Here is a 24163-nt window from a genome sequence, read left to right as displayed (position 1 = left end):
AATTAAGTAATACATTATAAATATTAATTTCAAATAATATTTAAACTACATTTACATGTTGTGTGTAAAAATAATTTATTTAATAAATAATAGAACATTATGCTTTACATATATAAATATATACGTGTTATAATATTTAATAATATGTTAAAATTTTAAGACAAATATAATAACGATATTTATTTAACATTAATAGTAACTAAGTCTTGACATATAAGACATGTAATAATCATAACTATATTATTGCCATTTAATATAAAATAAAATTAAATAAAAATTTTTATAAGGAATATATTTCCTAATTCAATAATCGATCAAGATTACGAATTAATAAGTAACTATAATATAATAATATTTATAATAATTAAATTTTGACAAGATAAATAAATTTAAATAATGTATAAATGATATTTAATTTTCACTTTAGTTTGAAAAAGTAAATAGCCATATCTAATGATAGATATCTAAATATTATATTAGAGATTAGTTTTATTTTGTTATTTTATTTATAGATACACCATCATAAAAACGACTTCATAGAATGAATGTAATAATATCCAAGTTTTTTTAGATTAATATTGAAAATAATATAAATATTTAAAGAACACAGTATCATACTATTTCTTTTATGCTTTGATTAAATATAATTATGACAAATATACTTTTTAAAAAAGTGTTTGAATATACTAAATAAAACTACTTTTATATTTTTTAAATTTCCATATAAACAACGTAATGCCGAAACATACTTATTAGTGATCATTACTAATGATTCAATTTTTTTTAAATAGAAAAGCCTTTTGGTACAATGTTTTTAACATTAGTTCAAATATTAATTTAATCAAAAAGTAATCATTAGATTGTATTAGTTATGTATATCAAAATCTAAATACTATTAAAAATAATTCAATATTGTTGAAAAAATCTATTAAACATAAATAATATATATTAAAAAACACTAGAAATATACTAGATCAATTTACATTGATATACTAAATAATAAAGTAAATAATTGATAAAAATTTAGTCATAATACCATAATTTAAATTATTTCAAAATGGATCCTATTATTGTAGACAGTACAAATATCTTTCCAATAATCCTTTTTAAAATATTTTAATAATAATTGATATTATAGAATAATAGGATACCTATTAAAATTCATATTCATTTTTATCTAAAATATATACATAAATTAAAATCTAGTTTACATACTTTGAGGTATAATACGATATATCAGTAATATATGAATATAAAAGTGAAGTTGACTTTTAAGCCGGGTTCTGTCGTGGACAGCCATTCATCTAGGTCAATATTCACATATTGACTCAAGCAGCCTACCCGGGTTAACGTACGGGCCATACTTTTGAAACCCCTATTTGGCCTTGCTTCGAGTGGAGTTTACCATGCCGCGAACTGTTGCCAGACGCGCGGTGCGCTTTTACCACACCTTTTCACCCTTACCTGATTGAGTACAAATAACGCGAATCATCGGCGGTTTGCTTTCTGTGGCACTAGTCGTAGATTCACACCTCCCAGGTATTACCTGGCACCCTGCCCTATGTAGCCCGGACTTTCCTCTCCAACATTGTCATCGAAGATGGATAACAATGAAGCAGCGACTGTCTAGTCAACTTCAATAATAAAGTATAAAGTTTATTTTGATGTTTGTCATCTATCATATTTATCTTTATTAAGGTGATTGTATCATTTTTTTATTTTTCTTTTGATCAATTAAATAGCGATAAAGCATTTTTTTTTTACTTCGTAAATTTTTCCTGTTAACGCCGCAGCTTGTTTTAGTGGTAATTCTGTTAGTAAAATAGAGAAAGTACGTAAAATCTTTGGTAGTAGAGTATGAGCCTCTTTTATTTTATAATATCCTTCAACAATCAGAGACATCTCACCCTTTTGGCGAGTTATGTCTGCTTGAAGCCAAAGGAGTAGTTCGTTGACCGGTGCTCCATAAATAGTTTCCCATATTTTAGTTAATTCCCTTGCTAATACGACATAGCGTTGAGGTCCCCAAGTATCCGATATATCTTTTAAGGTTTCCAATAATCTGTGGGTTGATTCATAAAAAATTAATGTGCGTGGCTCATGTTTGTGTGCTTGAAGATAATCAAGACGTGCTTTTCGCTTCACCGGTAAAAAACCTTCATAACAAAATCGATTAGAAGGCAATCCAGAAGCAGATAATGCAGTAATAGCTGCGCAAGGACCTGGTAACGGTACTATTCGAATACCGAGTTCGCGACAACGATGCACTAAACGATAGCCAGGATCATTAATAAGAGGTGTTCCAGCATTAGACACAAGTGCTATACTGTATCCATCACTCAGCTTATTTAGTAATATGCTTGTTTTTCTTTGTTCGTTATGATCATGAAAAGAAAATAACCGTGTTTTTATTAAATAATGTTGCAATAATAAATTAGTATGATAGATATTTTCTGCTGCAATGAGGTTAACATTATCTAAGATAAACAATGCTCTTTTAGTGATGTCGTTTAGATTGCCAATAGGAGTTGGCACCACATATAACGTTGATACAGAAATATCTTCTTGTTGATGTTCATGCATTTTATTATTCAAAATTATTCTTCTTTTCAATTATTTTTCAAAGAGTTACTAGATTTATGTATTTGATGAAAAACATGAAATTTTAGAATTGGTCATAATCATCTACTATGCAATATACGATCAATACTAATTCTTTCTATATATTTAGAAGTCTATAAATAATTAATTAATATACATATAAATGTATAAATTTTTTATTTTTTATCCAAACCTAACTACACTAACTTAAAATATTAATAATATCTACAATGTTACTAAGCGATAATTAACATTAGTTAAATTTATTCTGTAATAGATTTAATTAATATATATATTTATATTATACAAAAATAATATAAAGTATATACCAATAGCATATTGGTAATAATAGATTAGAATAATTGGTTTATTTTATCTGCATTAGAATTTGTAGCTAATAAATTAAAAAACTTTACTCGTAAAAGTAAGTTACATAATAAACCAATATTGTAAAATTCATTCCAATTTTGGAACACATTTCCCTTATTGTAATAATAAAGATAAAATTAAAAATTAAGTTACATACTAATGTAACTACATTATTGTGCAATAGCGATTAAATATTCTCTATTATTTTATCCATCATTATTATAGTAAAGTTTGCGTGCTTCACTTGAAGCATAGTATGGTATATCATAATATAGTTTTATTGTCTAGTAACAATATGAAGATATCAATATTATTGCTGTTATTGTAAAATGTAGAATTAATTTTAGTTTAACTAATTATTGTTTATAATACCCGTTAACGTACTGACTTAATTTATTATATTATATAATTTATTGCATTATATATAATGCGTCTTAATATTGCGCTCATTTATTTTAAATAAATATACCATTGATAATAAATAAATTAAAATATAGTAATATTGTGTTATTCATTCATATAACTTAACTTAAGTTTTATTAAAAAATAAATGTTTATGTTATTAAAATTGTTCATTTTGATATGTTTATCACATCATAAATTTAATTTTTTACTCGATAATATATCATACTAATTTCTAAATGCACTGTTTAATTTTAATTTTCAATAAAAAAAATATTTTTAGTATAAAATAATTGAGGTCAAGTGATTGATTAATAGATAATGTTTATAATTTTAATAATATATTTAAAATAAAAATAGTACTTTACTTACAAATATTATGAGTTAATATACATATATTTATTGTTGATGTAATCATGCGTACAATCTCAACGTTAATAGTATAACTATTTAAGAACATTACTCTTTATATTATGTAAAATAAAATATTTAGTTATATTAAACTTTTTTAACATATTTTTGTATTAAAATTGAGATAAAATTGATAAAACTACATTCTAGTCTATATATACTAGATATATATCTCGTTCTATGAGCTCCTTTCAACTCAATCTAGTTATCTAACGCATCTAAAAAATAAAACTATTTTATTGAAAATTTTGAGTATGCATTGTAATTATGGCAGAGAGAAAACGGTTATTCAGTAGCCTTGAAAACAATGTTTATCATACTAACTATAATGATAAGCAATGATAAGCAATGTCAGTAATATATATATCATATAATAATGATATTTCCGTTATCATTCTTGTTAGAATATCAACAACCGATTTAAAACTTGGTCTTGAAATTTATTGATACTTTCTATAGTGAAATGAAATGTCTCATTCACCATTATATCTGGGATACGTTAGATTGGATCACTGTGTATTAGTGATGTAACTTTTGATTGATCAGTAAAATTGATATATTCTTTTATCGAAGATGTTCATTAGTAGTTCAAAATGAAAAGTTTTGTACTTATTAAGTATAATAATATAGATGAACTATGAAATTAATAAAATCTTAAAAAATTTTTCTTATTCTATTTCATTAAAATTCTTTAATTAAAAATTTTATATTTATGTCATGGGCTATTTATATTATTTCATGAATAATACTCTATTTTATTAGCAGAAAATTAAAGGAATGTATGAATGAATGTTCATAAAACATTACTGCTATTGTGTAGTATCCCAATTCTACAAGGATGTTTAGGTGCAATGGTGATTGGTGGGGCTACAGCTATTTCGATTAAAACCGCTATCGATCCTCGTACGATCGGAACTCAAATTGATGATAGTGTTCTCGAAAAACGTATTGCAAATGCTCTATCGAAAGATGAAATATTAAAGCGAGGTGTACGGTTGGTAAATACAGTTTACCAATGTAAAGTATTATTAACTGGTCAAGTATCAAATTTTATTTTTGCGGAAAGAGCGCAAAAAATTGTAATGAATATCAATGGAGTAGTAGAAATTTATAACGAAATTCGTAAAGGACAACCAATATCACTAAGTTCCATGTGTATGGATGCTTGGATTACTTCAAAAATTCGTTGGAAGTTATTGAAGAGTAATTTGGTAAAATCTTCCAATGTAAAAATTGTTACAGAAAATAATGAGGTGTTTCTTTTAGGTGTTGTTACAGAGGCTGAAGGCAAATCAGTGGCAGAGATTGCAAGTAAAACAAACGGTGTTAAACACGTCACTACTGCTTTTACTTACTTATGATAACATCGATACGCCATCGAATATCTATTTTTAAGTTACGTTGCAATAATCTTCTGCATTGCATATTGTATTAATATGCACTGAGGACATTACTAGGACTTTTTAAAAGTAAACATTCTACTTATCCATAGATAAGTTAGCATAATAACTCCAATATAAGTGGATTTAAGATAAGCGGTCATATTAGCAACTCTGCTATATAATAATATATATTTATTAAATATAATGACTATGTATAAGTATTTCTTTGGCATGTTATACGTGCTACATCTATAGGGATGTAACGTAATAAAAAATTAGAAATAATTCCTCCTCGTTTATAGTTAAACTATATATCACTCCATTATGTTATGTATATTACAGTACTGTATGTTTATTTAAAAGACTATAATCTTTTCATAAAAATATTAATTAAATACAATAAATACATATAATTATATGTATTCATATCAATAAAAACTCTAATTGTAAAATTAATAACATTAATGTTCTATATATGTAACTTGAAAAAAATAAAATATTTAAAGTTCGTTAACTTATCTAATCTCTTTGCATTCCAGAGATATAGATTAAAGTTACTTTTAATTATCAATTAAGATGACTAACTTATTGACATATAATAGTGTTATAGATTATTTTTATTAAAATTCACACAATGATACTATCATAGTTATTCCTTGTATCTTTTTAAGAAAAATTTTGACAATTAATCATCATGACCTTTTTAACTTATTAAAACTAACTCATGTAAATTTATTTACTTTTAGAGGAAATTTTTAGTTTCCATAAGCATCTTCCACCTTGTTTCTGTATTAGATCTAAACATTGTTCATGAGCTATAATTTCTTCTTTTTTAGCATAAATAATCTTTAACGAAGATCGAACATTCTTCATATGTTGAACATATCTAGTTTTTTCAACTTGAAATTGTTCCTGTTCTTGTTCCATTATAAAGTACATGGAAGTTTGGCCACCAGTCATACATAGAAATACCTTTGCTAATATTTCAGCATCGACTAAGGCACTGTGCAATATGCGCTTGCTTTTATCAATCAAATAGCGATCACATAAAGCATCTAGATTATTTCGCTTACCCGGAAACGTTTTTTTCGCCAAACATAAACTATCAATTACATTGCAAAATGTTTCAATTTTATTAATGTTAACATTTAACATATCGAGTTCATAGTCCATAAAACCAATATCAAAAGGAGCATTATGAATAATCAATTCACTATCGTGGATAAAATTTATGAGTTCATTTGCTATTTCAGAAAAACTTGGTTTATCTGCCAAAAATTCATTACTGATGCCATGTATTTTAAAAGCTTCGGGATCAATAGACCGATCTGGCTTCAGATAAACATGGTAATAGCGACCGGTCAGACGACGATTAATCATCTCTACTGCACCAATTTCAACAATGCGGTGTCCTTCATAATGGACCCCTAACTTATTCATACCAGTGGTTTCGATATCTAAGAAAACTTGCCGCATAATATTAGTATTATTAATGTTCATTTATGTCAAACTTGATTTTTTTTATCATAAAATTAGTTTACTAAAATGTTCAAACAAATTTCAATTTTTATTGATGGTTCGTGTTTGGGAAATCCTGGACCTGGCGGATATGCTGCTATATTACAATACAAGCAACACACAAAAGTACTAAGTGCTGGTTATCGACTGACTACCAACAATCGTATGGAATTGATGGCTGCTATTGTTGCACTAAAAGAGTTGAAAGACTCCTGTAATGTAATGCTTTACACTGATAGTATTTATTTATGTAAAGGTATTACTCAGTGGATCCATAATTGGAAAAAATGTGGTTGGCAAAGTAAAGTCAATAATCCATTAAAAAATATAGATTTATGGAAGATTCTAGATATGGTTATTAAACCACATATTGTACATTGGAATTGGATCAAAGGTCATGCAGGCTATCCAGAAAATGAATACTGTGATACTTTAGCCAGGATTGCTGCTAATCATCCAACCTTAGCTGATACCGGTTATCAGTTCGAAAATTAAATGAATGAATAAATACAATAGATAGATTTTTATTAAATACATAACCTATACAGCATTAACCATACGCTGTAATCTTGCAAGGGGATTACTTTTTAATGGCATCAGATCAATAGGAAAGGTACGTTTACGGGCAATAATTATACTTAAGCAACCAATTATTGGAAAGTAATGACTAATAAATTCTTCTCGTGGTAGTTTCCATGGTAGAGATTTCAAATAACTACAATGTAATACTTCAAAGTTTAACATTCCTAGCCAATATAAAAGCTGCATTTGAGTATACATTCGACTTCGAAATGGTTGACGACGAAATAAAATGGGACATAATTTACCTAATCCTAGCATACTAACTGGATTGAAGGTGGTCATAATAATCCAACCGTCGTCAATTAATACTCGCTCCACTTCACTCAGTAGACGATGTGGATCGCCACTATATGATAAAGTATGAGCTAGCAAACAAGAATCAGCTGATTTATTGGCAAATGGTAAATGATAAGGATCAGCCATTACCTGTAAATCTTTACCCTCTAATCCTACACTAATTTGGTGAGAAATTGAACAATCTCCAGTATCGAGGTCTGCACTCAACGCACCAATTTTTAACAAATGAAATCCAAATAATTTTGGCCACCATACCTTTAGCATCTTCTCCAATGCCTGTCGATAATCGACACCACAAGGAATATCATTCCAGGATATAGGTGATATAATGTTTGCATTATTTTTCACATATTTCATATTTCTCTATCTTCTTATAAAAATAATTGAAAGAAATTATTAAATTAGCAATGCAACTTATTAGTATTCCTGCGCTGTCAGATAATTATATTTGGCTTTTATATAATGCTCAACGAGAATGTTTAGCAGTAGACCCTGGAATCAGTGGACCAGTTATTCAGACACTTATTGAATATCAATTAAATCTTGTTGCTATTTTTCTTACTCATCATCATCATGATCATGTAGGGGGTATTGTCGATCTGTTACGATATTTTCCAGTTCCAATATATGGTCCAGCAGAAACATATGTAAAGGGTAGTACTCAAATAGTAGCCGAAAATGATAAAATAAAAGTTTTAGATCAGATCTTTACAATTCTGGCCTTCCCAGGCCATACATTTGGACATATTGGTTTTTATAGTGCCCCTTGGCTTTTTTGCGGTGATACAATGTTTTCTGCTGGTTGCGGCCGAATTTTTGAAGAAACACCAAAGAAAATGTATGAATCTTTTCAAAAGATCAATAATCTTCCACAAGAAACGTTAATTTGTTCTGGACACGAATATACCTTAAGTAACCTTTACTTTGCTTCGACTCTTTTGCCAAAAGATAAGATTATTCTTGATAACTTGCGGAATGTTAAACAGTTACGCTTAAAAAAACAACCAAGCTTACCTACAACATTGCAGTTAGAACGCCAAATAAATGTTTTTTTACGTTGCAATGATATTGCAATAAAAAATTCATTAAATTATTATCCTTCTTCCGGTGAAGAATGGCGTATTTTTGCGATGTTACGTGAAAAAAAGGATTGTTTCTAATGTTCTTTGATGTTATGCATATCGACGATAATGACTATGGAACGATGTGATCGTTTTTCTATTTTATTTTAAAATATTGCAATCATTTAGATAAAAGATATTATATTGATAAGTGTCATATTTTAATATATTTTCTAAATAGGTATTTAAGTCAAAAAAATATGTTAATAACTATTATAGTGAGCAGTGGAAGTAATTAAAATTATGATAGACATGTATTTAAATAATGGTCATATAAATTTTAGAAAATAAATTAGCTAATTGTTAAAATATAACTAAAATAGATATCTAAGAAAAACTATTCATTATATCTAGAGAACTATTAGATATTTTCAAATCTTGTATTTTTCTTGTTTTTTAGAAAAACGCATTAATATTAATACAAATAAATAGATCTAGATTTGTATTTTCTTTTATAATTATCTCGAACATATATTATTATCCCAAATACAGTGTTTTCAAGATAAATATCACGATTCAAAATCATGATTTATGTTCTCTATAGAACATAGACTATTTTCATAGTTGATTGTCATGACCCCTAGTAAATAACTATGGTTCTTATTACTATAAGTACACTAAGTACACTATAATAGCTCAATGAACCAAAAAATTACTTATTTTGTCAGATAAGAAACGTTATAGCATTTTTATAAAAATCACTATTCATAGCTTTTTGATAATGCATGCTTACTGTACTTATTTATAATAAAATTGATTAGTATTCTTTATACTATATACTATATGAAGACAAAATTAATAAACGTTAATGTTGTTCATAAGCCACTCACGTTTTTATCTGATATTCTGCGAATTTATAGCTCAGTTCTGAGCAAATAAATAATGTTTAATTTTAATTAATGACTTACCATAAAATTTACAATTATGATTGTAATCATATGTTGAATTAAATAATTTTAGCTTTTTTAAATAAAATTTTTGCACTAGATAATTTTTTAATTTTTGAAAAACAAATAACCTTATACTAATCCATATATTTATTAAATATAAATTATTAGATCAATTAATTACATAACTTTTTTTGTTAATTCAATCACTCGAAGTTTTTCTAGCGCTTTAGCTAATTTTACCGATGCTTGAGCATAATCAATATTTCCATAAGAATTTTTAATATGCTCTTCTGCTTTTCGTTTAGAATCCATTGCACGTACTTCATCAATATCTTCTCCGCGAATAGCTGTATCGGCTAAAATAGTAACCATGGTGGGTTGTACTTCAAGTATACCACCAGAGAGGTAAATAAATTCCTCTTTTCCACACTGTTTCACAAGATGAATCATACCAGGCTTAATAGAAGTAAGTAATGGAGTATGACCCGGATGAATTCCCAATTCACCTTCACTACCTGTGACTTGAATTTTTTTAACTAATCCAAAAAATATTTTTTTTTCAGCACTGACTAGATCTAAACAAAAAGTATTTAAAACCATATTTTTTCTCGAGTCATAATCTTTTTCCTTTTTCTATCGCTTCATTAATGGAGCCAACCATATAAAACGCTTGTTCTGGAAGATTGTCATATTCCCCATTTATAATACCCTTAAAACCACGGATAGTATCTTTCATTGCTACATATTTACCAGATAAGTTAGTAAATATTTCTGCTACAAAAAATGGCTGAGATAAAAACCGTTGAATTTTACGCGCTCGAGAAACAGTCAATTTATCATTTTCAGACAATTCGTCCATTCCAAGAATTGCGATAATATCTTTGAGTTCTTGATAACGCTGCAAAATGGATTGCACACTACAAGTGACATCATAATGTTCTTGGCCTACTAGCATTGGATCTAATTGACGGCTTGTAGAATCCAAAGGATCTACTGCTGGATAAATTCCTAGTGCAGCAATTTGACGGCTTAAAACTATTGTCGCATCAAGATGCGCAAAAATGGTAGCCGGCGATGGATCAGTCAAATCATCTGCAGGGACATATACCGCTTGTATAGAAGTAATTGACCCAGTTTTAGTAGAAGTAATACGCTCTTGTAACATGCCCATTTCTTCTGCTAGCATTGGCTGATAACCTACTGCGGATGGCATTCGACCTAGTAATGCGGAGACTTCGGTCCCTGCTAAAGTGTAACGATAAATATTGTCGATAAATAACAAAACGTCACGACCTTCATCACGAAATTTTTCTGCTATAGTTAAACCAGTAAGAGCGACGCGCAAGCGATTACCAGGAGGTTCATTCATTTGACCGTATACTAAAGATACTTTATCAATAACATTAGATTCAATCATTTCATGATAAAAATCATTACCTTCACGAGTGCGTTCTCCTACACCAGCGAAAACAGAATAACCAGAATGTTCAATAGCTATGTTACGAATAAGTTCCATCATATTAACAGTTTTACCAACACCAGCACCACCAAATAAACCTACTTTACCTCCCTTAGAAAATGGACATATCAAGTCAATCACTTTAATACCTGTTTCTAATAAATCTTGAGAAGTAGCTAATTCTTCATAGCTTGGTGCCGGGCGGTGAATAGGCCAACGTTCTTTTTCGTATATTTGACCCTTCATATCAATGGGTTCGCCTAGTACGTTCATAATTCGACCCAAAGTAACTTCGCCTACTGGTACTTCAATTGCGCGTTTAAGGTCAATAACTTCCAGACCACGACGAAGGCCATCAGAAGATCCCATCGCAATACAACGTACTATACCACCACCTAGCTGTTGTTCCACTTCTAATATTAATATCGCATCACCATTTTTAACTTCAAGGGCATTATATATTCTAGGTACAGCATCTTGTGGAAATTCAACGTCAATAACTGCAGAAATAATCTGAATAACTTTTCCAGTAGCCATTTAGTCCTCAATGTAATTCATAATTTATACAGCGGATGCTGCAGAAACAATCTCAGTAAGCTCTTGGGTAATGGTAGTTTGTCGAGCCTTATTATAAACTAATTGTAATTCTTTCATTAAGTTATGCCCGTTTTCTGTTGCAGCTTTCATTGCTATCATACGTGCAGCCTGTTCACTGGCTAAATTTTCAACAACACCTTGATAAACCTGTGATTCTATATAACGACACAATAAGGTATCTAATAATGTTTTTGGATTAGGCTCATATAGATAATCCCAGGATCTAATTTTCAAATCCGTTTCTTCTGAAGGTAAAAGTGGAAGGAGCTGAAAAATTTGTGGCATCTGGGATAAACTATTAATAAATTTATTGCTGGCTATATAAATTTTATCTAGTTTATTAGTATCGTATGCTTTCAACATCACTGTAATAGGTCCAATTAGTTCAGATAGCATAGGATTTTCTCCCATATTTGTTACTTGAGCAACTACTTTAACTCCAATTGAATTAAAAAAAGAAACTGCTTTAGAACCAATTAAAGCTACTTCAGTTTTTACAGCATTTTCGTTCCATTTTTTCATGTCTGATAGAATCTTTTTAAATAAATTAACATTTAAACCACCTACCAGACCACGATCAGTTGAAACTATAAGATAACCCACATGTTTGATGTCACGTTCATCTAAATAAGGGTGCTTGTATTCTAAATTTCCTAATGCAATGTGACCAATCATTTTACGCATTGTGGTTGCATAAGGACGGCTGGCTGCCATACGTTCCTGAGTTTTACGCATTTTAGAGGCAGAAATCATCTCCATTACTTTAGTAATTTTTTGTGTATGATTAATACTGATTATTTTTCTACGGATTTCTTTTTCATTTACCATTTCGCCGTTCCTTATTATCATTTTTATATAATTTCCAGTCAGCTTACGGTATCGACTATCTTATTACCAAGATTGAGTTGTTTTAAATGTATCAAGAATATATTTCATTTGGTTTTTAATATAGTCGTTATAAATATCAGCCTGGTTTATTTTGTTCATAATGTCAATTTGTTCATTATCTACATAAGTCATTAGTGCGGCTTCAAAGTCACTAATTTTTTTGATTTCAACATCCTCTAAATAACCATGTTCTACAGCAAAAAACAACAGTTCTTGTTTAGTAATTGATATCGGTGAATACTGCTTTTGTTTGAGTAATTCAGTGACTTTTTGTCCATAAACTAATTGCTGACGAGTAGCTTCATCCAGCTCAGAAGAAAATTGAGAAAATGCAGCTAGTTCACGATATTGCGCTAATGCAGTACGAATTCCACCAGATAATTTTTTCATGATTTTAGTTTGTGCTGCACTACCAACTCGAGATACTGAAATTCCTGGATTAATAGCAGGACGTATGCCGGCATTAAACAAATGAGATTCTAAAAAAATTTGACCGTCGGTAATAGAAATTACGTTAGTTGGAACAAATGCAGATACATCACCAGCTTGAGTTTCAATTATAGGCAGTGCGGTTAAGGAACCGGTTTGTCTTTTTACTATACCTTTAGTAAAATGTTCAACATATTGTGCATTAACGCGAGCTGCACGTTCTAGCAATCGAGAATGTAGATAAAATACATCACCGGGATATGCTTCCCGACCTGGAGGTCGACGGAGTAATAAAGAAATTTGACGATAAGCTATAGCCTGTTTAGATAGATCATCATAAATGATCAGCGCATCTTCGCCACGATCACGGAAATACTCACCCATCGAACAACCAGCATACGGTGCTATATATTGTAGTGCAGCAGATTCTGACGCTGTTGCAGTTACTACAATAGTATTCTTCAGTGCCTCATATTCTTCTAATTTTCGAACTACGTTAATAACAGTTGAAGTTTTTTGGCCAATAGCAACATAAATACATTTAATACCGCTATTACGCTGGTTGATGATAGTATCAATAGCTAATGCTGATTTTCCAGTTTGTCGATCTCCAATAATTAGTTCACGTTGACCTCTACCAATAGGAATCATACTATCAATGGCTTTATAACCAGTCTGTATAGGTTGATCAATTGATTGACGATCAATTACACCTGGCGCAATTGCTTCAATAGCAGAAAAACCATCATGTTTCAGTGGACCTTTACCATCAATTGGTGTACCTAATGCATTAACTATTCGGCCTAGCAACCCATGGCCTACTGGCACATCTAAGATACGATGAGTACATTTTACTTTCATTCCTTCAGCTAAGTTTGTATATGAACCCATAACGATGGCACCGACAGAATCGCGTGATAGGTTCAAGGCAATAGCAAAAGAGTTGCCAGGCAATGTAATCATTTCACCCTGCATCACTGCAGATAAGCCATGAATATAGATAATTCCATCACTAACAGAAATGATTGTACCTTCATTGTGAACTTCATTAATTATATTGAACTGAGCAATGCGTTGCTTAATTAATTGGCTAATTTCAGTGGATTTTAATTGCTGCATATTCAATTTCCTTAAGACAGTAAGATTTTGGCAAAACGTTCCTGACGACCACGTACGCTACCATCTATCACGGTATCTCCTATATAAATGACAATGCCAGCAACTACAGATTGATCAATTTTAAAATTTAGATTAACTCTGCATGAAAATCGTCGTTCCATTGCAAAAGTAATTCTTTTTAGTTGTTCTTTTGTTAATTGTGCAGCAGCCATGATGTTTATATTTACAGTTTGTTCTTGTAACAAACGAAGATAGATAAAATACTCTAATATATTAGGTAATATAGTCAATCGGTTATTTTTTGCGATAACACGGATAAGATTTCGTCCATAGACATCAAGCTGATTACCACAAATTGATATAAAAAAATTTGCTTTTTTTTCAGACGAAGCAGGACTTGAACATACAGTAGATATCAGTTCATTACGCATTATTTTATCAAGAAACATTAACATAGATTGCCATTGATCTACATTCTGTTGTTCCACAGCCAAGCTGAAAATTGCTTCAGCATAGGGACGAGCTAAAGTAATTAGTTGAGACATTGTTTATTTTTCTTAAAGATCGGAAATAATTTTATCAATGATTTTGGCGTCAGACACTTCATCTATAGAACGTTCAATAATCTTTTCAACGCCTGTTATAACTAACATAGCAAGTTGTTTACGTAACTCTACGCGTACACGTCTATATTCTGCATCAATATCTGCTTGTGTTTGAGAAAGAATTTTATTTCGTTCCTCGTGTGCTATAGTTTTGGCTTCATCGATTATTTGTGCTTTGCGCTTGTTGGTACGCTCAATAATTTTTTGGGCAGTTTCTCTTGCTTGTTTTAAATGTTTTTCAGCTTCAATTTTCGAAATTTCTAAACTGTTTTTTGCACACTCAGAAGCAGCCAAACCATCGATAATATCTTTCTGGCGCTTTTCAATAGCAGCTATCAAAGGTGGCCATATGCATTTTATACAAAAGAACACAAATAAGATAAATGCTATAGTTTGACCGAGAATTGTTGCGTTAAGGCTCATAGCATCACGCTCTCAATTAAAATTAGCTTTAGTATCAATATCTATTAATTAGTTTAAAATTTATAATATTACTTTATAGAAAACATCATATAAAGACCTAATCCTACAGCAATCATAGGAATAGCATCAACAAGACCCATGACAATAAAAAATTGTGTTCGCAGCAGAGGAATTAGATCAGGTTGACGTGCAGCGCCTTCCAAAAATTTTCCACCTAAGATACCAATGCCAATTGCAGCACCAATTGCGGCTAAACCCATCATTATAGCTGCAGCCATATATAATAAATCTATATTCAAATTTTCCATCGAAATCTCCATTGTTTAAATTTAGTTCAATATTAAATTAAAATGAATAATCATTAGTTTTCTTCAGATGCTATTGAAAGATAAATAATCGTCAAGATCATAAAAATAAAAGATTGAAGAGTGATAATTAGAATGTGAAAAATAGCCCAAGGCACATTTAGAATCCATTGCAACCACCACGGCAATAAACCAGAAATCAAAATGAAAATTAATTCACCTGAATACATATTACCAAATAATCGAAGACCTAGTGATACTGGTTTTGAAAGTAGGCTGATTCCTTCAAGAATAAGATTAATGGGGATAAACACAGGATGATTGAATGGCTGAAAAGTGATTTCTTTAATGAAGCCACTAATCCCTTTTGTTGTTATATTGAAATATATAATTAGTATAAAAATACCTAATGCCATTGATAAAGTAATGTTGATATCGGCGGATGGTACTACGCGCAATGTAGGCAAATCTAGAACATATTTTCCAATATAAGGCAATAAATCAATCGGCAACAGATCCATTAAGTTCATTAGAAAAATCCAAATAAACACGGTGAGTGCTAAAGGAGCGATTAGTTTACTTTTTCCATGGTATATTTCCCGTACGCTAATATCAATGAATTCAACTATTAATTCAATAAAGATTTGTAATTTTCCGGGTGCCTTACTACTATTGACTCCTCTGGAGATTTTCATGAAAATAATTAAAAAAATCAACCCTAGTAGTAAGGAAAAAAACATTGAATCAACATTCAATATCCAGAAAGATTTTATTGAATGTGAATTTACTAACTCAAATGTACGTAGGTCTAGCTGAAGATGATTCAGATGGTGGCCTATGTAGTTTTGTGGAGAAGAGATTTCTTGTGAAGTAGACATGATGACTCTTACTCTTTCATTAAAAAAACTAGCATATTAATTAAAAAACAATGATTTAGCATACTAAATAAATAAACTTAACTGCTATGATATTGAAAAGCACTTTATTGATCTTTCATAAAAGAAATATGATAATTTTCCATTATATTTGTATAGTTTAGATAGGAAAAATTAAATGATTCATAATTAATTACGTTTATAATTTATGCAGATCAGATATCAAAACATAACTACTCCAGAATGATTATGAAAGCTATATAATAAAAGTCATCCTTTAGTAAAGGAGATTGTTCATAAATCTTATTCTTATAAAATAAAATATTATAAATTTGATTTATTCTATGTATTTTATATTACATACATGATGTACTAGTGTATTTGACTATGATTCACTAATCAATAAAATAACATGAGTTATTTCATATCAAATTCATTGGTAAATAATGTAGGTAACTTATTATTTAGTAATACAGTTTCATCATATTACCAAATAAAAGATAATATATCTTACAATTATCTTAGTATCTAAAATAAATTAGAATATAAATTTACGAGATGTAACATATATGCCAAAGTAACATCATATTACATTTTAATTAATTAATATAATACTTGTATGTATATCATAGAATAAGTGAAATGTATTTCAATATTATTATATCTAAATATCTAATTTTGATAAAATTAACCTAATCAATAGTAGTCTATATTATTAGTAGTGTAGTGCAGCCGTATACATGGACCTAATGCATTCTTTACATTACTTTCAGTACTGTTTCTACAGTAATTATTATGGAATATCCTTTCATCTTGAATGCATAAACTTAACATAAAAAAATTATTTTAATATGTATTTTATCAAGTGAAATTTAATAATGACTAATTATTATTTTATAATATTCTAATAAAAATTAGAGTACCAGGGAGTCATTTATTTTAGAATAAATAAATGTAATTTTTGAGTTATATCATCACCACTGGGTAATCTTTTATTAAAACTAGACTGTAGTATTTCATACTACTTAAAAAGTAGATGAATTGAACCATATAACGATCTAATATACAACATATTTTCATGTTTTATGGATTGAATAATCACAGCTCATATAAAAATCATTTATTAAATTAATTATTTCTAGTATGGATAGAAATCGCATTAATTTAAGAAAGATAGCAATCTTGGCATATGTTATACGCCTGTGTAACGATAGAAACTAATCTTTTTTCTATAAAAAGAATTTTTTTCTTTAGTTTTTTAAAAAAAGAATAATGTTTCTTATGTTCAATTATTAAAATTGTATACGTATTATTTGAAATTAATTGAATGGTAATTGAGTGTTAAACTTTAACAGAATACTAACAATGTTTACCTAAATAAATAAACTTTACAGCGTACTACGAAAGTAATATGGTTATACTAGATCTTTAGTAGACTATCATGAGATATAATTATTTTATTTATATTTTTTCATAGGACAAAAAATTTTTTAATGGCTTATTTTAATCTTATATTTTCTTGTAAGAATCTAATATAACAAGAAAATCTATCATACATCATGTATTTTATATAAATATATATTTATTTATGTATTAATAAATTACATATTATTAACCGTAAATATGAGAGTGTATTACTGATAAGACGAAAAATTACAAATATCACGTTAAATTCTCGTATGAATGCGTATTATCATATATAATCATATTATAATATACATATAACTAAAATTTTTCTTAAATAGCAATTTAAACGCACATCATGTTATCACTTCTTATTATAAAATTATAAAAATAATTATTATACATTGATCTTATTTGAAGTCTCATTCAATGCATCTTCAATTAGATTATCTATGCATTTTAATGTGTGCAAAATACAAAGTGTATAAGTGGTAAAAACCGTACGATCGTTTATGTAATAATCATTAATTAGTCTAATATTTTTCTAATTTATAAATAAAATGTAGCTTTATCTCATTTATCTTAATGCTCTAAGCATATTTTTTAACTCTAATTTTTTTGGAAAAACATAGTATATCCTTTATTAAATATTAAATTATTATCTAAATAATACCATAGCTCGGATGCTGTCATTAGTTATTGAAATACGATGTATTAGATTGATTGAGATACATTAATAATGTACAGACTTTGAATCATTAAATCTCTGACTACGTGCTATTGTTAATCAATATTATTTAGAATACTAAAGATGTCAGCACAAATGTCAAGACTATCAGCATACTAGCCAACCTAATGTCAAAATCATTTAAATACTCAATGCCTAAATAGGAAAGACCAGGAAACAATGAGTATGACATTGAGTGTCACATTATGAATCACCGCTAATACATACATCAAGAGTGAGATGGTATATTATACTTATATCACTATGCTGAAAAATGTTAAAAATATATTTATTAATATATTTAAAAATAATAAAATTAGAAAATAATATGAATATATTAATGAAGTCTTAATAAATAAGAATTTTCACTCCTGGGTGCAAGAAGAATCAACTAACCAAATAGTATAATACATTAACGTAGAAAAAGTTATATATGCATCATACTAAACAATATTTTTAATGGCACAGAGACAATATATAACACTTAAATAAGATCAAAGATGAGTATGTAAGTTGGTATTAATTATTGTAACTTTTTGAAATAACGTATAATATTACGACTGTTTAAAACAATACTTCTCTATATGATACAAAAATGTAATTTAAAATATTAAAAATATACTAGTATTTAGTACAGTTTTAATTCCGGTAAAAATTTTTACAGTTAACTAAATAAATTATTATAAAAAATAGAAATTTTAAGATAATTAGCATGTTTTATAATTATCATTCATTTACTCATGGTGGAAATTAATTTAAAAATTTAGAAAACTAATTTTAATTAGTTGATTGAACGATCAACATATTTTAATGAAAGGGTTCCTTTATGCCTAATTGTTTCATAACAGCCATTATTTATTAAAGTAAACTAAAGAACTGAAGCACTCATTGTATTTTTTATATCGTGAATTGGAATCGTTGGCAAGCATATTATGTTTTGATGCGAATTAATAAACCAATAGGTTTATTACTATTACTATGGCCAACACTATGGGCACTATGGTTAGCGAGCCAAGGTATACCAACGATAAAAACATTAACGATATTTGTTTTGGGAGTATGGTTAATGCGTACGGCCGGTTGTGTAATAAATGATTATACTGATCGTAAAATTGACGGTTACGTCAAACGTACTTGTAATCGTCCATTGCCTAGCGGTGTAATTAAGTCTCATGAAGCCATATTATTATTTATTGTGTTAATAAGTTTGTCTTTCATACTAGTACTAATGTTACATACTACAACTATAGTACTGTCAATCATAGCATTAGTGTTAATGTGGATATATCCGTTTATGAAACAATATATATATTTACCACAGCTAATACTAGGAATAGCATTTAGTTGGTCAATTCCTATGGTGTTTATGGAAATAAACAAGTGTTTAACAGTAAACTGTTGGTTACTTTTTTTAACGAACGTCATTTGGACAATATCATATGACACTCAATATGCAATGATAGATCGAGATGATGATTTACGTATCGGTATCAAGTCGACCGCCATTCTTTTCGGTCGAAAAGATGCATTTATTATTGGATTATTGCAATTAATTACATTAGTTTTACTAACTATCATTGGTTATCGCATGGAGCTTAGTAGAGTTTTTTATCTCACTTTACTTGGAGTAGCAGGATTATTTTTTTGGCAAAAAAAATTAATTATTAGACGCAAACGACAGGCTTATTACCAAGCATTTCTAAATAATAATTTTATCGGTATGCTAGTGTTTATTGGTATTGCATTAAGTTTTTTATAAATTAAAATGCACGTTCATCCATGTCGTTTTCTAAAATTAGTTATTTATAATAAATATTACTTTGCTGAACGAATAATCTCTCATACATATTATTAGTTTTTGTATTTATATTATAAAGTTGTGTTAAGTTTGTTTATTTAAATAATGATGTTCTTATCAGTATTAACTTTTATTAATAAAGTAGCTCTTTGAATGATGTAAAAAACGTCAGGATAAATTAATGCGCTTAAAATATCTAATATTTCTTTTATTTTGTCATTATTAATATTTCCAATATCGTTAGTGTACTGTTCTGATCGCAATGTCGCTACTAAGGAAGAAAATATTTTTTTGTCAAAAAATTCAGGTACATTTCTGTCATGTAGAATAGATAATTGTTGAGTTATCATACGGCTTTTTTGCTCTAATATCTCCCGATGAAAAAGACATGATGAAGTTTGTAATAATGAAAAAACGATGGCATAACGCTGTAGTATGCCCCGTATACTATCAGCAAGAAGTGTTAGAGTATTCGATTTTGATTGAACTGCATACAACTGAGTACCCTGTAATATTAACAGTCCCTGACATTCTAGTTCAATAACAAAATTATCAATTACTGATGGTAATTCTTCTGTGCTGAAACGCATGAATAATTCTGATTTTAAAAACGGATGCAATAGCTTGATTTTTTGGTATAGTTGTTCACGTTGTATACCAAAATGATTAACAATTATACACGCTATTAAAGCTGGTATAATCAGCAAATGGTAGATATTATTACGATAATAAGTCATAAGTACGGCTTGATCACAAGACAATAAAATAATCTCTCCGAGAGGATGTTGTTTTATTGTAAACTTTTTCATGATCAATGCATGTTCTAGTAATGCTTCAGGTGTCATGTTAGGAACTGTAACTTCCGGTGCATATGGTACATTACGTAATAATTTAAGATAACAAATTAGTTGGGATAATACTTCTTGACGAAGTAACGCATGCGATCGAGAAGCCAGTAAGATATTAGCGCAAAGATTAATCGCATTAGCAGCAGCTGCATTATTAATGCGAATCATCATGGTAGTAGCAATTTTATTTACTGCCGGTACTAACCAGCTGGGACGTTGAGATTCGCTTTGGTCGATAGAGTTACGCCATTGTGGTATTCGTTGAGATAACCAAGGAACTAAAGGTAATGGATCTCCAAAATTAATATATCCTTGGCCTAAATTACATAACTTGCACAAACTACGCACAGTTTTCCACAGGCCGTCTTTTTCCTTTTTCGCACCATGTAACTCTTTAGTGTAGCTTGCTACTTCTAGAACATGTTCATAACCGATATAAACTGGCACTAATGTAATTGGTCGTCGATTACTACTACGTAGCATTGCCTGTATAGTCATAGTCAAAATACCTGTCTTTGGTTCTAAAAGAAGTCCTGTACGAGAACGGCTACCTTCAATAAAATATTCTACTGAAGATCCCAGAGTAAATAATTCAACAAGATATTCTCTAAAAATAGTAGAATAAAGTTTATTACCTTTAAATGTACGACGTATAAAAAATGCACCTAACCGACGAAAAAATGAACCAACAGGCCAAAAACTAAGATTAATGCCAGCAGCAATATGTGGTGGAACTAATCCCTGGTGATAAAGCACATAAGAAAGAATTAAATAATCCATATGACTACGATGACAAGGTACATAAACAATCTCATATCCTCTTTCTGCCAATTTATGAACTCGATCAATATTGCATACGTATACGCCTTGATAAAGCCAGTGCCATATCCATCCTAACACCCGATCAGATAAACGTATTACTTCATAAGAAAAATTTGCAGCAATTTCTTCTATAATTTCAATAGCGTTTTTTTGTGCTTTTTCTAACGATATTTTTTTACTGCGTGCTTCATCTTTTACTGCATGTTCAATAGTTTTAGAAACCAGTAATGTCTTTAATAAATCTTGGTGTATTGGAAGACGAGGGCCTGCTATAACTAGTTTTTGACGAAAAAAATGAATACGTGTCAAACGAATAAGTTTTTGTACAATAGCTTTGTTGATGCCATGTTCGGTAGCTATATGTCGCATAGAACAAGGTGTTGAAAAATGGATAAAATTATCTCGACCGAACCAAAGTAATTCGATGAATTTTTTAATGCCATTTAATCTATGAAAATGTGGTTTATCTTGATTGAATCTTAGTCCTTTACCAGGCGAACGACCAAACATAACCAAGACGGGAACCATTTGTACATCTAATTCTGGATGAGAAATATGCAGATTAAGATAATGGTGTAATAATTCTACAAGATCTGATTTTTGTTCATATTTCTTTAAAAAATGTGCTCTTTCATGAATAAAGATATAACGTTTCAAAATAATACCATCTATATTAATAGGTATTAACGGATCAGATAATCCATGTTTCGAGCACTGTTGACGCAAAGTTAACAAATCTATTTGAGAATCATAAGGCAGTACATAAACTATGGGTTTATGGGAATCTATATCAATTTTATCAAAAAAATCAGTTGGGATTATTTTACTTCTTACCAAGAAGTTTATGTAAAAGTTTAAAAGTATGTAATAATATTTACGCCAACTTAGCATGTTTTTAAGAACCTCTTAATTATTAATTTAATGAAAAATAAAATATTATTCTTAAAATAAAGAATAGCATTTATTCACAACTAATAAAATTCCCAAGGTAGTAACGTTTTTGCTACATCATGCATACCGATTACGATACTCAAATTAAAACATTTTCATACTGAATATTTTTTATTTAATTTAGATATAAAAACTAGAAAAAATACTAATAGTGTACCATTTTTAGTGGTAAAAAAAGAATCATATTACGATTTTAATAGCAATATTTCTCTTATGTAATCTAGATGGTTTTCAAGCTCTATTTGCATATATTTTTGATTTTAGCTATCTAAAATGGATTGATGTTCATAATGAAAACTTTATAGAAATTAGGGATAATGAAGGAGTCTTGTCAGAATAAAAACTAGTTTTGAATTTTGAATCGTATGTATCATACAAACTTAATATGCTATTTATGCAAGGAAGCTAACCATATTGGATTTACTAATACAACAATTAAATGCTATTGTTCCTTCATAAAGGACATAATGCAACTTGTTGTAAACATATTACAACCTAGCTTGAAGATCAAAAGATAATACAGGCTAATTTCAGTTAATTATATAACGATCGAAAGGTGATTATTGATAGCATATAATGCTGAGCATTAATATCAATAAATGAATCAATGGATACTTAATGCTTATGTCAATCATTCGTGATACTTCAACGACGTAATTTTTATTTAGTGTATAAAATTTCATATACCTATAATAAATATCTCATCGTCGTCATCCAATCATGACCATGCTACTATTTACGAAATTTAATGCATACACTTCTTATAGATATGTAAGAACATACGGTATCTTAGGAAAAATAAAATACTAAATTTAATTAGTTTAATGAAATGCAGATGCTATCTGGCAAAACAGGATATTATGTTTTGTCAGAAAAATACATTTAACTTTATTAAAATTGTAAAGAGCATCAGTAGTGATGGAGCTGGCGGGATTTGAACCCGCGTCCGGAAGTTGCTATATCTACGGTACTACATGCATAGTCCATTTTTTTTATTTGTCAGCTGCGAATGGACACGCTGCCCACAAACTAGCCTAATTAGGTTTAACGTTTCAATTCTAGGCAAAACATCCACGCGATCTTCTTTTCATTTGACCTCTCTTTCTTATATCTGTCCTACTCAAAGAGAAAAAGCTAGACAAGAGAGGGAGTCTTCAGTATTTAAGCTGATTAAGCCGCTAAAGCGACAGACTCATATTGCGAATCATTTGCAATTATTTTTTTGAGGTTTATTTACGAGGCCAACCTCACCTCGGCACGCACCTTAGATTTCGTAAAATCCGTCGAATCCAAAATCAGCCCCAATTTCGTGTTTTATTATAGCAAATTTTTTTGAATAC

Annotated in this window: 15 protein-coding genes, 2 other RNA genes and 1 pseudogene; 4 read left to right on the top strand and 14 right to left on the bottom strand. The window is 29.3% G+C overall.

Going from position 1 to position 24163, the window contains the following annotated elements:
* Positions 1-1256 precede the first annotated feature (1256 nt).
* An RNA gene (gene rnpB, locus ACICP0_RS01045) (RNase P RNA component class A) lies at positions 1257-1638 on the bottom strand.
* A gap of 55 nt (positions 1639-1693) precedes the next feature.
* Positions 1694-2583, bottom strand: a pseudogene (rsmI, locus tag ACICP0_RS01040) (16S rRNA (cytidine(1402)-2'-O)-methyltransferase).
* 1985 nt (positions 2584-4568) lie between these two features.
* Here rsmI and dolP point away from each other — a divergent pair.
* The gene (gene dolP / locus ACICP0_RS01035; RefSeq protein WP_395480101.1) at positions 4569-5144 is read left to right on the top strand and encodes a division/outer membrane stress-associated lipid-binding lipoprotein; all 576 of its coding nucleotides are present in this window, start codon (positions 4569-4571) and stop codon (positions 5142-5144) included.
* 753 nt (positions 5145-5897) lie between these two features.
* Here dolP and dnaQ read toward each other — a convergent pair.
* Positions 5898-6665: a DNA polymerase III subunit epsilon gene (dnaQ, locus tag ACICP0_RS01030; protein ID WP_395480100.1), complete on the bottom strand. Its 768-nt coding sequence runs from the start codon at positions 6663-6665 to the stop codon at positions 5898-5900.
* 45 nt (positions 6666-6710) lie between these two features.
* On the opposite strand from dnaQ, the gene rnhA reads away from it, so the two are divergent.
* Entirely contained in the window at positions 6711-7178 is a 468-nt protein-coding gene (gene rnhA / locus ACICP0_RS01025; protein ID WP_395480099.1) for a ribonuclease HI, read from the top strand.
* Between the two features lie 45 nt (positions 7179-7223).
* On the opposite strand, the gene ACICP0_RS01020 is transcribed toward rnhA, so the two are convergent.
* Entirely contained in the window at positions 7224-7919 is a 696-nt protein-coding gene (locus tag ACICP0_RS01020; protein WP_395480098.1) for a class I SAM-dependent methyltransferase, read from the bottom strand.
* 50 nt (positions 7920-7969) lie between these two features.
* Here ACICP0_RS01020 and gloB point away from each other — a divergent pair, with 50 nt between their 5' ends.
* Complete coding sequence (gloB, locus tag ACICP0_RS01015; protein WP_395480229.1) at positions 7970-8722, top strand: hydroxyacylglutathione hydrolase; 753 nt, start codon at positions 7970-7972, stop codon at positions 8720-8722.
* Positions 8723-9750: 1028 nt separating this feature from the next.
* Here gloB and ACICP0_RS01010 read toward each other — a convergent pair.
* The 8 genes from ACICP0_RS01010 to atpB form a co-directional block, all read right to left on the bottom strand.
* Complete coding sequence (locus ACICP0_RS01010; RefSeq protein ID WP_395480097.1) at positions 9751-10173, bottom strand: F0F1 ATP synthase subunit epsilon; 423 nt, start codon at positions 10171-10173, stop codon at positions 9751-9753.
* 13 nt (positions 10174-10186) lie between these two features.
* Positions 10187-11569, bottom strand: coding sequence for a F0F1 ATP synthase subunit beta (gene atpD, locus ACICP0_RS01005; RefSeq protein ID WP_395480096.1), 1383 nt, complete (start codon positions 11567-11569; stop codon positions 10187-10189).
* A gap of 24 nt (positions 11570-11593) precedes the next feature.
* Positions 11594-12457: a F0F1 ATP synthase subunit gamma gene (gene atpG, locus ACICP0_RS01000; protein WP_395480095.1), complete on the bottom strand. Its 864-nt coding sequence runs from the start codon at positions 12455-12457 to the stop codon at positions 11594-11596.
* Positions 12458-12520: 63 nt separating this feature from the next.
* Positions 12521-14065 (bottom strand): F0F1 ATP synthase subunit alpha, encoded by a 1545-nt coding sequence (atpA, locus tag ACICP0_RS00995; RefSeq protein ID WP_395480094.1) that lies wholly within the window; start codon positions 14063-14065, stop codon positions 12521-12523.
* A gap of 11 nt (positions 14066-14076) precedes the next feature.
* Positions 14077-14610 (bottom strand): F0F1 ATP synthase subunit delta, encoded by a 534-nt coding sequence (locus ACICP0_RS00990; RefSeq protein WP_395480093.1) that lies wholly within the window; start codon positions 14608-14610, stop codon positions 14077-14079.
* A gap of 12 nt (positions 14611-14622) precedes the next feature.
* On the bottom strand, positions 14623-15093 hold the full coding sequence (atpF, locus tag ACICP0_RS00985; protein ID WP_395480092.1) for a F0F1 ATP synthase subunit B: 471 nt from the start codon (positions 15091-15093) through the stop codon (positions 14623-14625).
* A gap of 68 nt (positions 15094-15161) precedes the next feature.
* Entirely contained in the window at positions 15162-15401 is a 240-nt protein-coding gene (gene atpE, locus ACICP0_RS00980; RefSeq protein WP_395480091.1) for a F0F1 ATP synthase subunit C, read from the bottom strand.
* 53 nt (positions 15402-15454) lie between these two features.
* Positions 15455-16276: a F0F1 ATP synthase subunit A gene (gene atpB / locus ACICP0_RS00975; RefSeq protein ID WP_395480090.1), complete on the bottom strand. Its 822-nt coding sequence runs from the start codon at positions 16274-16276 to the stop codon at positions 15455-15457.
* A 3032-nt stretch (positions 16277-19308) separates the two neighbouring features.
* Here atpB and ubiA point away from each other — a divergent pair.
* Positions 19309-20163, top strand: coding sequence for a 4-hydroxybenzoate octaprenyltransferase (ubiA, locus tag ACICP0_RS00970; RefSeq protein WP_395480089.1), 855 nt, complete (start codon positions 19309-19311; stop codon positions 20161-20163).
* Between the two features lie 137 nt (positions 20164-20300).
* On the opposite strand, the gene plsB is transcribed toward ubiA, so the two are convergent.
* Both plsB and ssrA read right to left on the bottom strand, forming a co-directional pair.
* Positions 20301-22763, bottom strand: a complete 2463-nt coding sequence (gene plsB, locus ACICP0_RS00965; protein WP_395480088.1) for a glycerol-3-phosphate 1-O-acyltransferase PlsB — start codon at positions 22761-22763, stop codon at positions 20301-20303.
* A gap of 976 nt (positions 22764-23739) precedes the next feature.
* Positions 23740-24126: a transfer-messenger RNA gene (gene ssrA, locus ACICP0_RS00960) on the bottom strand.
* Positions 24127-24163 lie beyond the last annotated feature (37 nt).

Source organism: Candidatus Curculioniphilus buchneri endosymbiont of Curculio glandium (assembly GCF_964275155.1).
In the GTDB taxonomy this organism is placed as follows: domain Bacteria; phylum Pseudomonadota; class Gammaproteobacteria; order Enterobacterales; family Enterobacteriaceae; genus Curculioniphilus; species Curculioniphilus buchneri.
Note: the sequence above shows the minus strand (reverse complement) of the source record. Positions and strands in the feature narration are given on the sequence as shown.

What these genes read in the sequence shown, in the direction of transcription:
- dolP (WP_395480101.1), top strand. Translation starts at nt 4,569, where the DNA reads ATGAATGTTCATAAAACATTACTGCTATTGTGTAGTATCCCAATTCTA.
- dnaQ (WP_395480100.1), bottom strand. Translation starts at nt 6,665, where the DNA reads ATGAACATTAATAATACTAATATTATGCGGCAAGTTTTCTTAGATATC.
- rnhA (WP_395480099.1), top strand. Translation starts at nt 6,711, where the DNA reads ATGTTCAAACAAATTTCAATTTTTATTGATGGTTCGTGTTTGGGAAAT.
- ACICP0_RS01020 (WP_395480098.1), bottom strand. Translation starts at nt 7,919, where the DNA reads ATGAAATATGTGAAAAATAATGCAAACATTATATCACCTATATCCTGG.
- gloB (WP_395480229.1), top strand. Translation starts at nt 7,970, where the DNA reads ATGCAACTTATTAGTATTCCTGCGCTGTCAGATAATTATATTTGGCTT.
- ACICP0_RS01010 (WP_395480097.1), bottom strand. Translation starts at nt 10,173, where the DNA reads ATGGTTTTAAATACTTTTTGTTTAGATCTAGTCAGTGCTGAAAAAAAA.
- atpD (WP_395480096.1), bottom strand. Translation starts at nt 11,569, where the DNA reads ATGGCTACTGGAAAAGTTATTCAGATTATTTCTGCAGTTATTGACGTT.
- atpG (WP_395480095.1), bottom strand. Translation starts at nt 12,457, where the DNA reads ATGGTAAATGAAAAAGAAATCCGTAGAAAAATAATCAGTATTAATCAT.
- atpA (WP_395480094.1), bottom strand. Translation starts at nt 14,065, where the DNA reads ATGCAGCAATTAAAATCCACTGAAATTAGCCAATTAATTAAGCAACGC.
- ACICP0_RS00990 (WP_395480093.1), bottom strand. Translation starts at nt 14,610, where the DNA reads ATGTCTCAACTAATTACTTTAGCTCGTCCCTATGCTGAAGCAATTTTC.
- atpF (WP_395480092.1), bottom strand. Translation starts at nt 15,093, where the DNA reads ATGAGCCTTAACGCAACAATTCTCGGTCAAACTATAGCATTTATCTTA.
- atpE (WP_395480091.1), bottom strand. Translation starts at nt 15,401, where the DNA reads ATGGAAAATTTGAATATAGATTTATTATATATGGCTGCAGCTATAATG.
- atpB (WP_395480090.1), bottom strand. Translation starts at nt 16,276, where the DNA reads ATGTCTACTTCACAAGAAATCTCTTCTCCACAAAACTACATAGGCCAC.
- plsB (WP_395480088.1), bottom strand. Translation starts at nt 22,763, where the DNA reads ATGCTAAGTTGGCGTAAATATTATTACATACTTTTAAACTTTTACATA.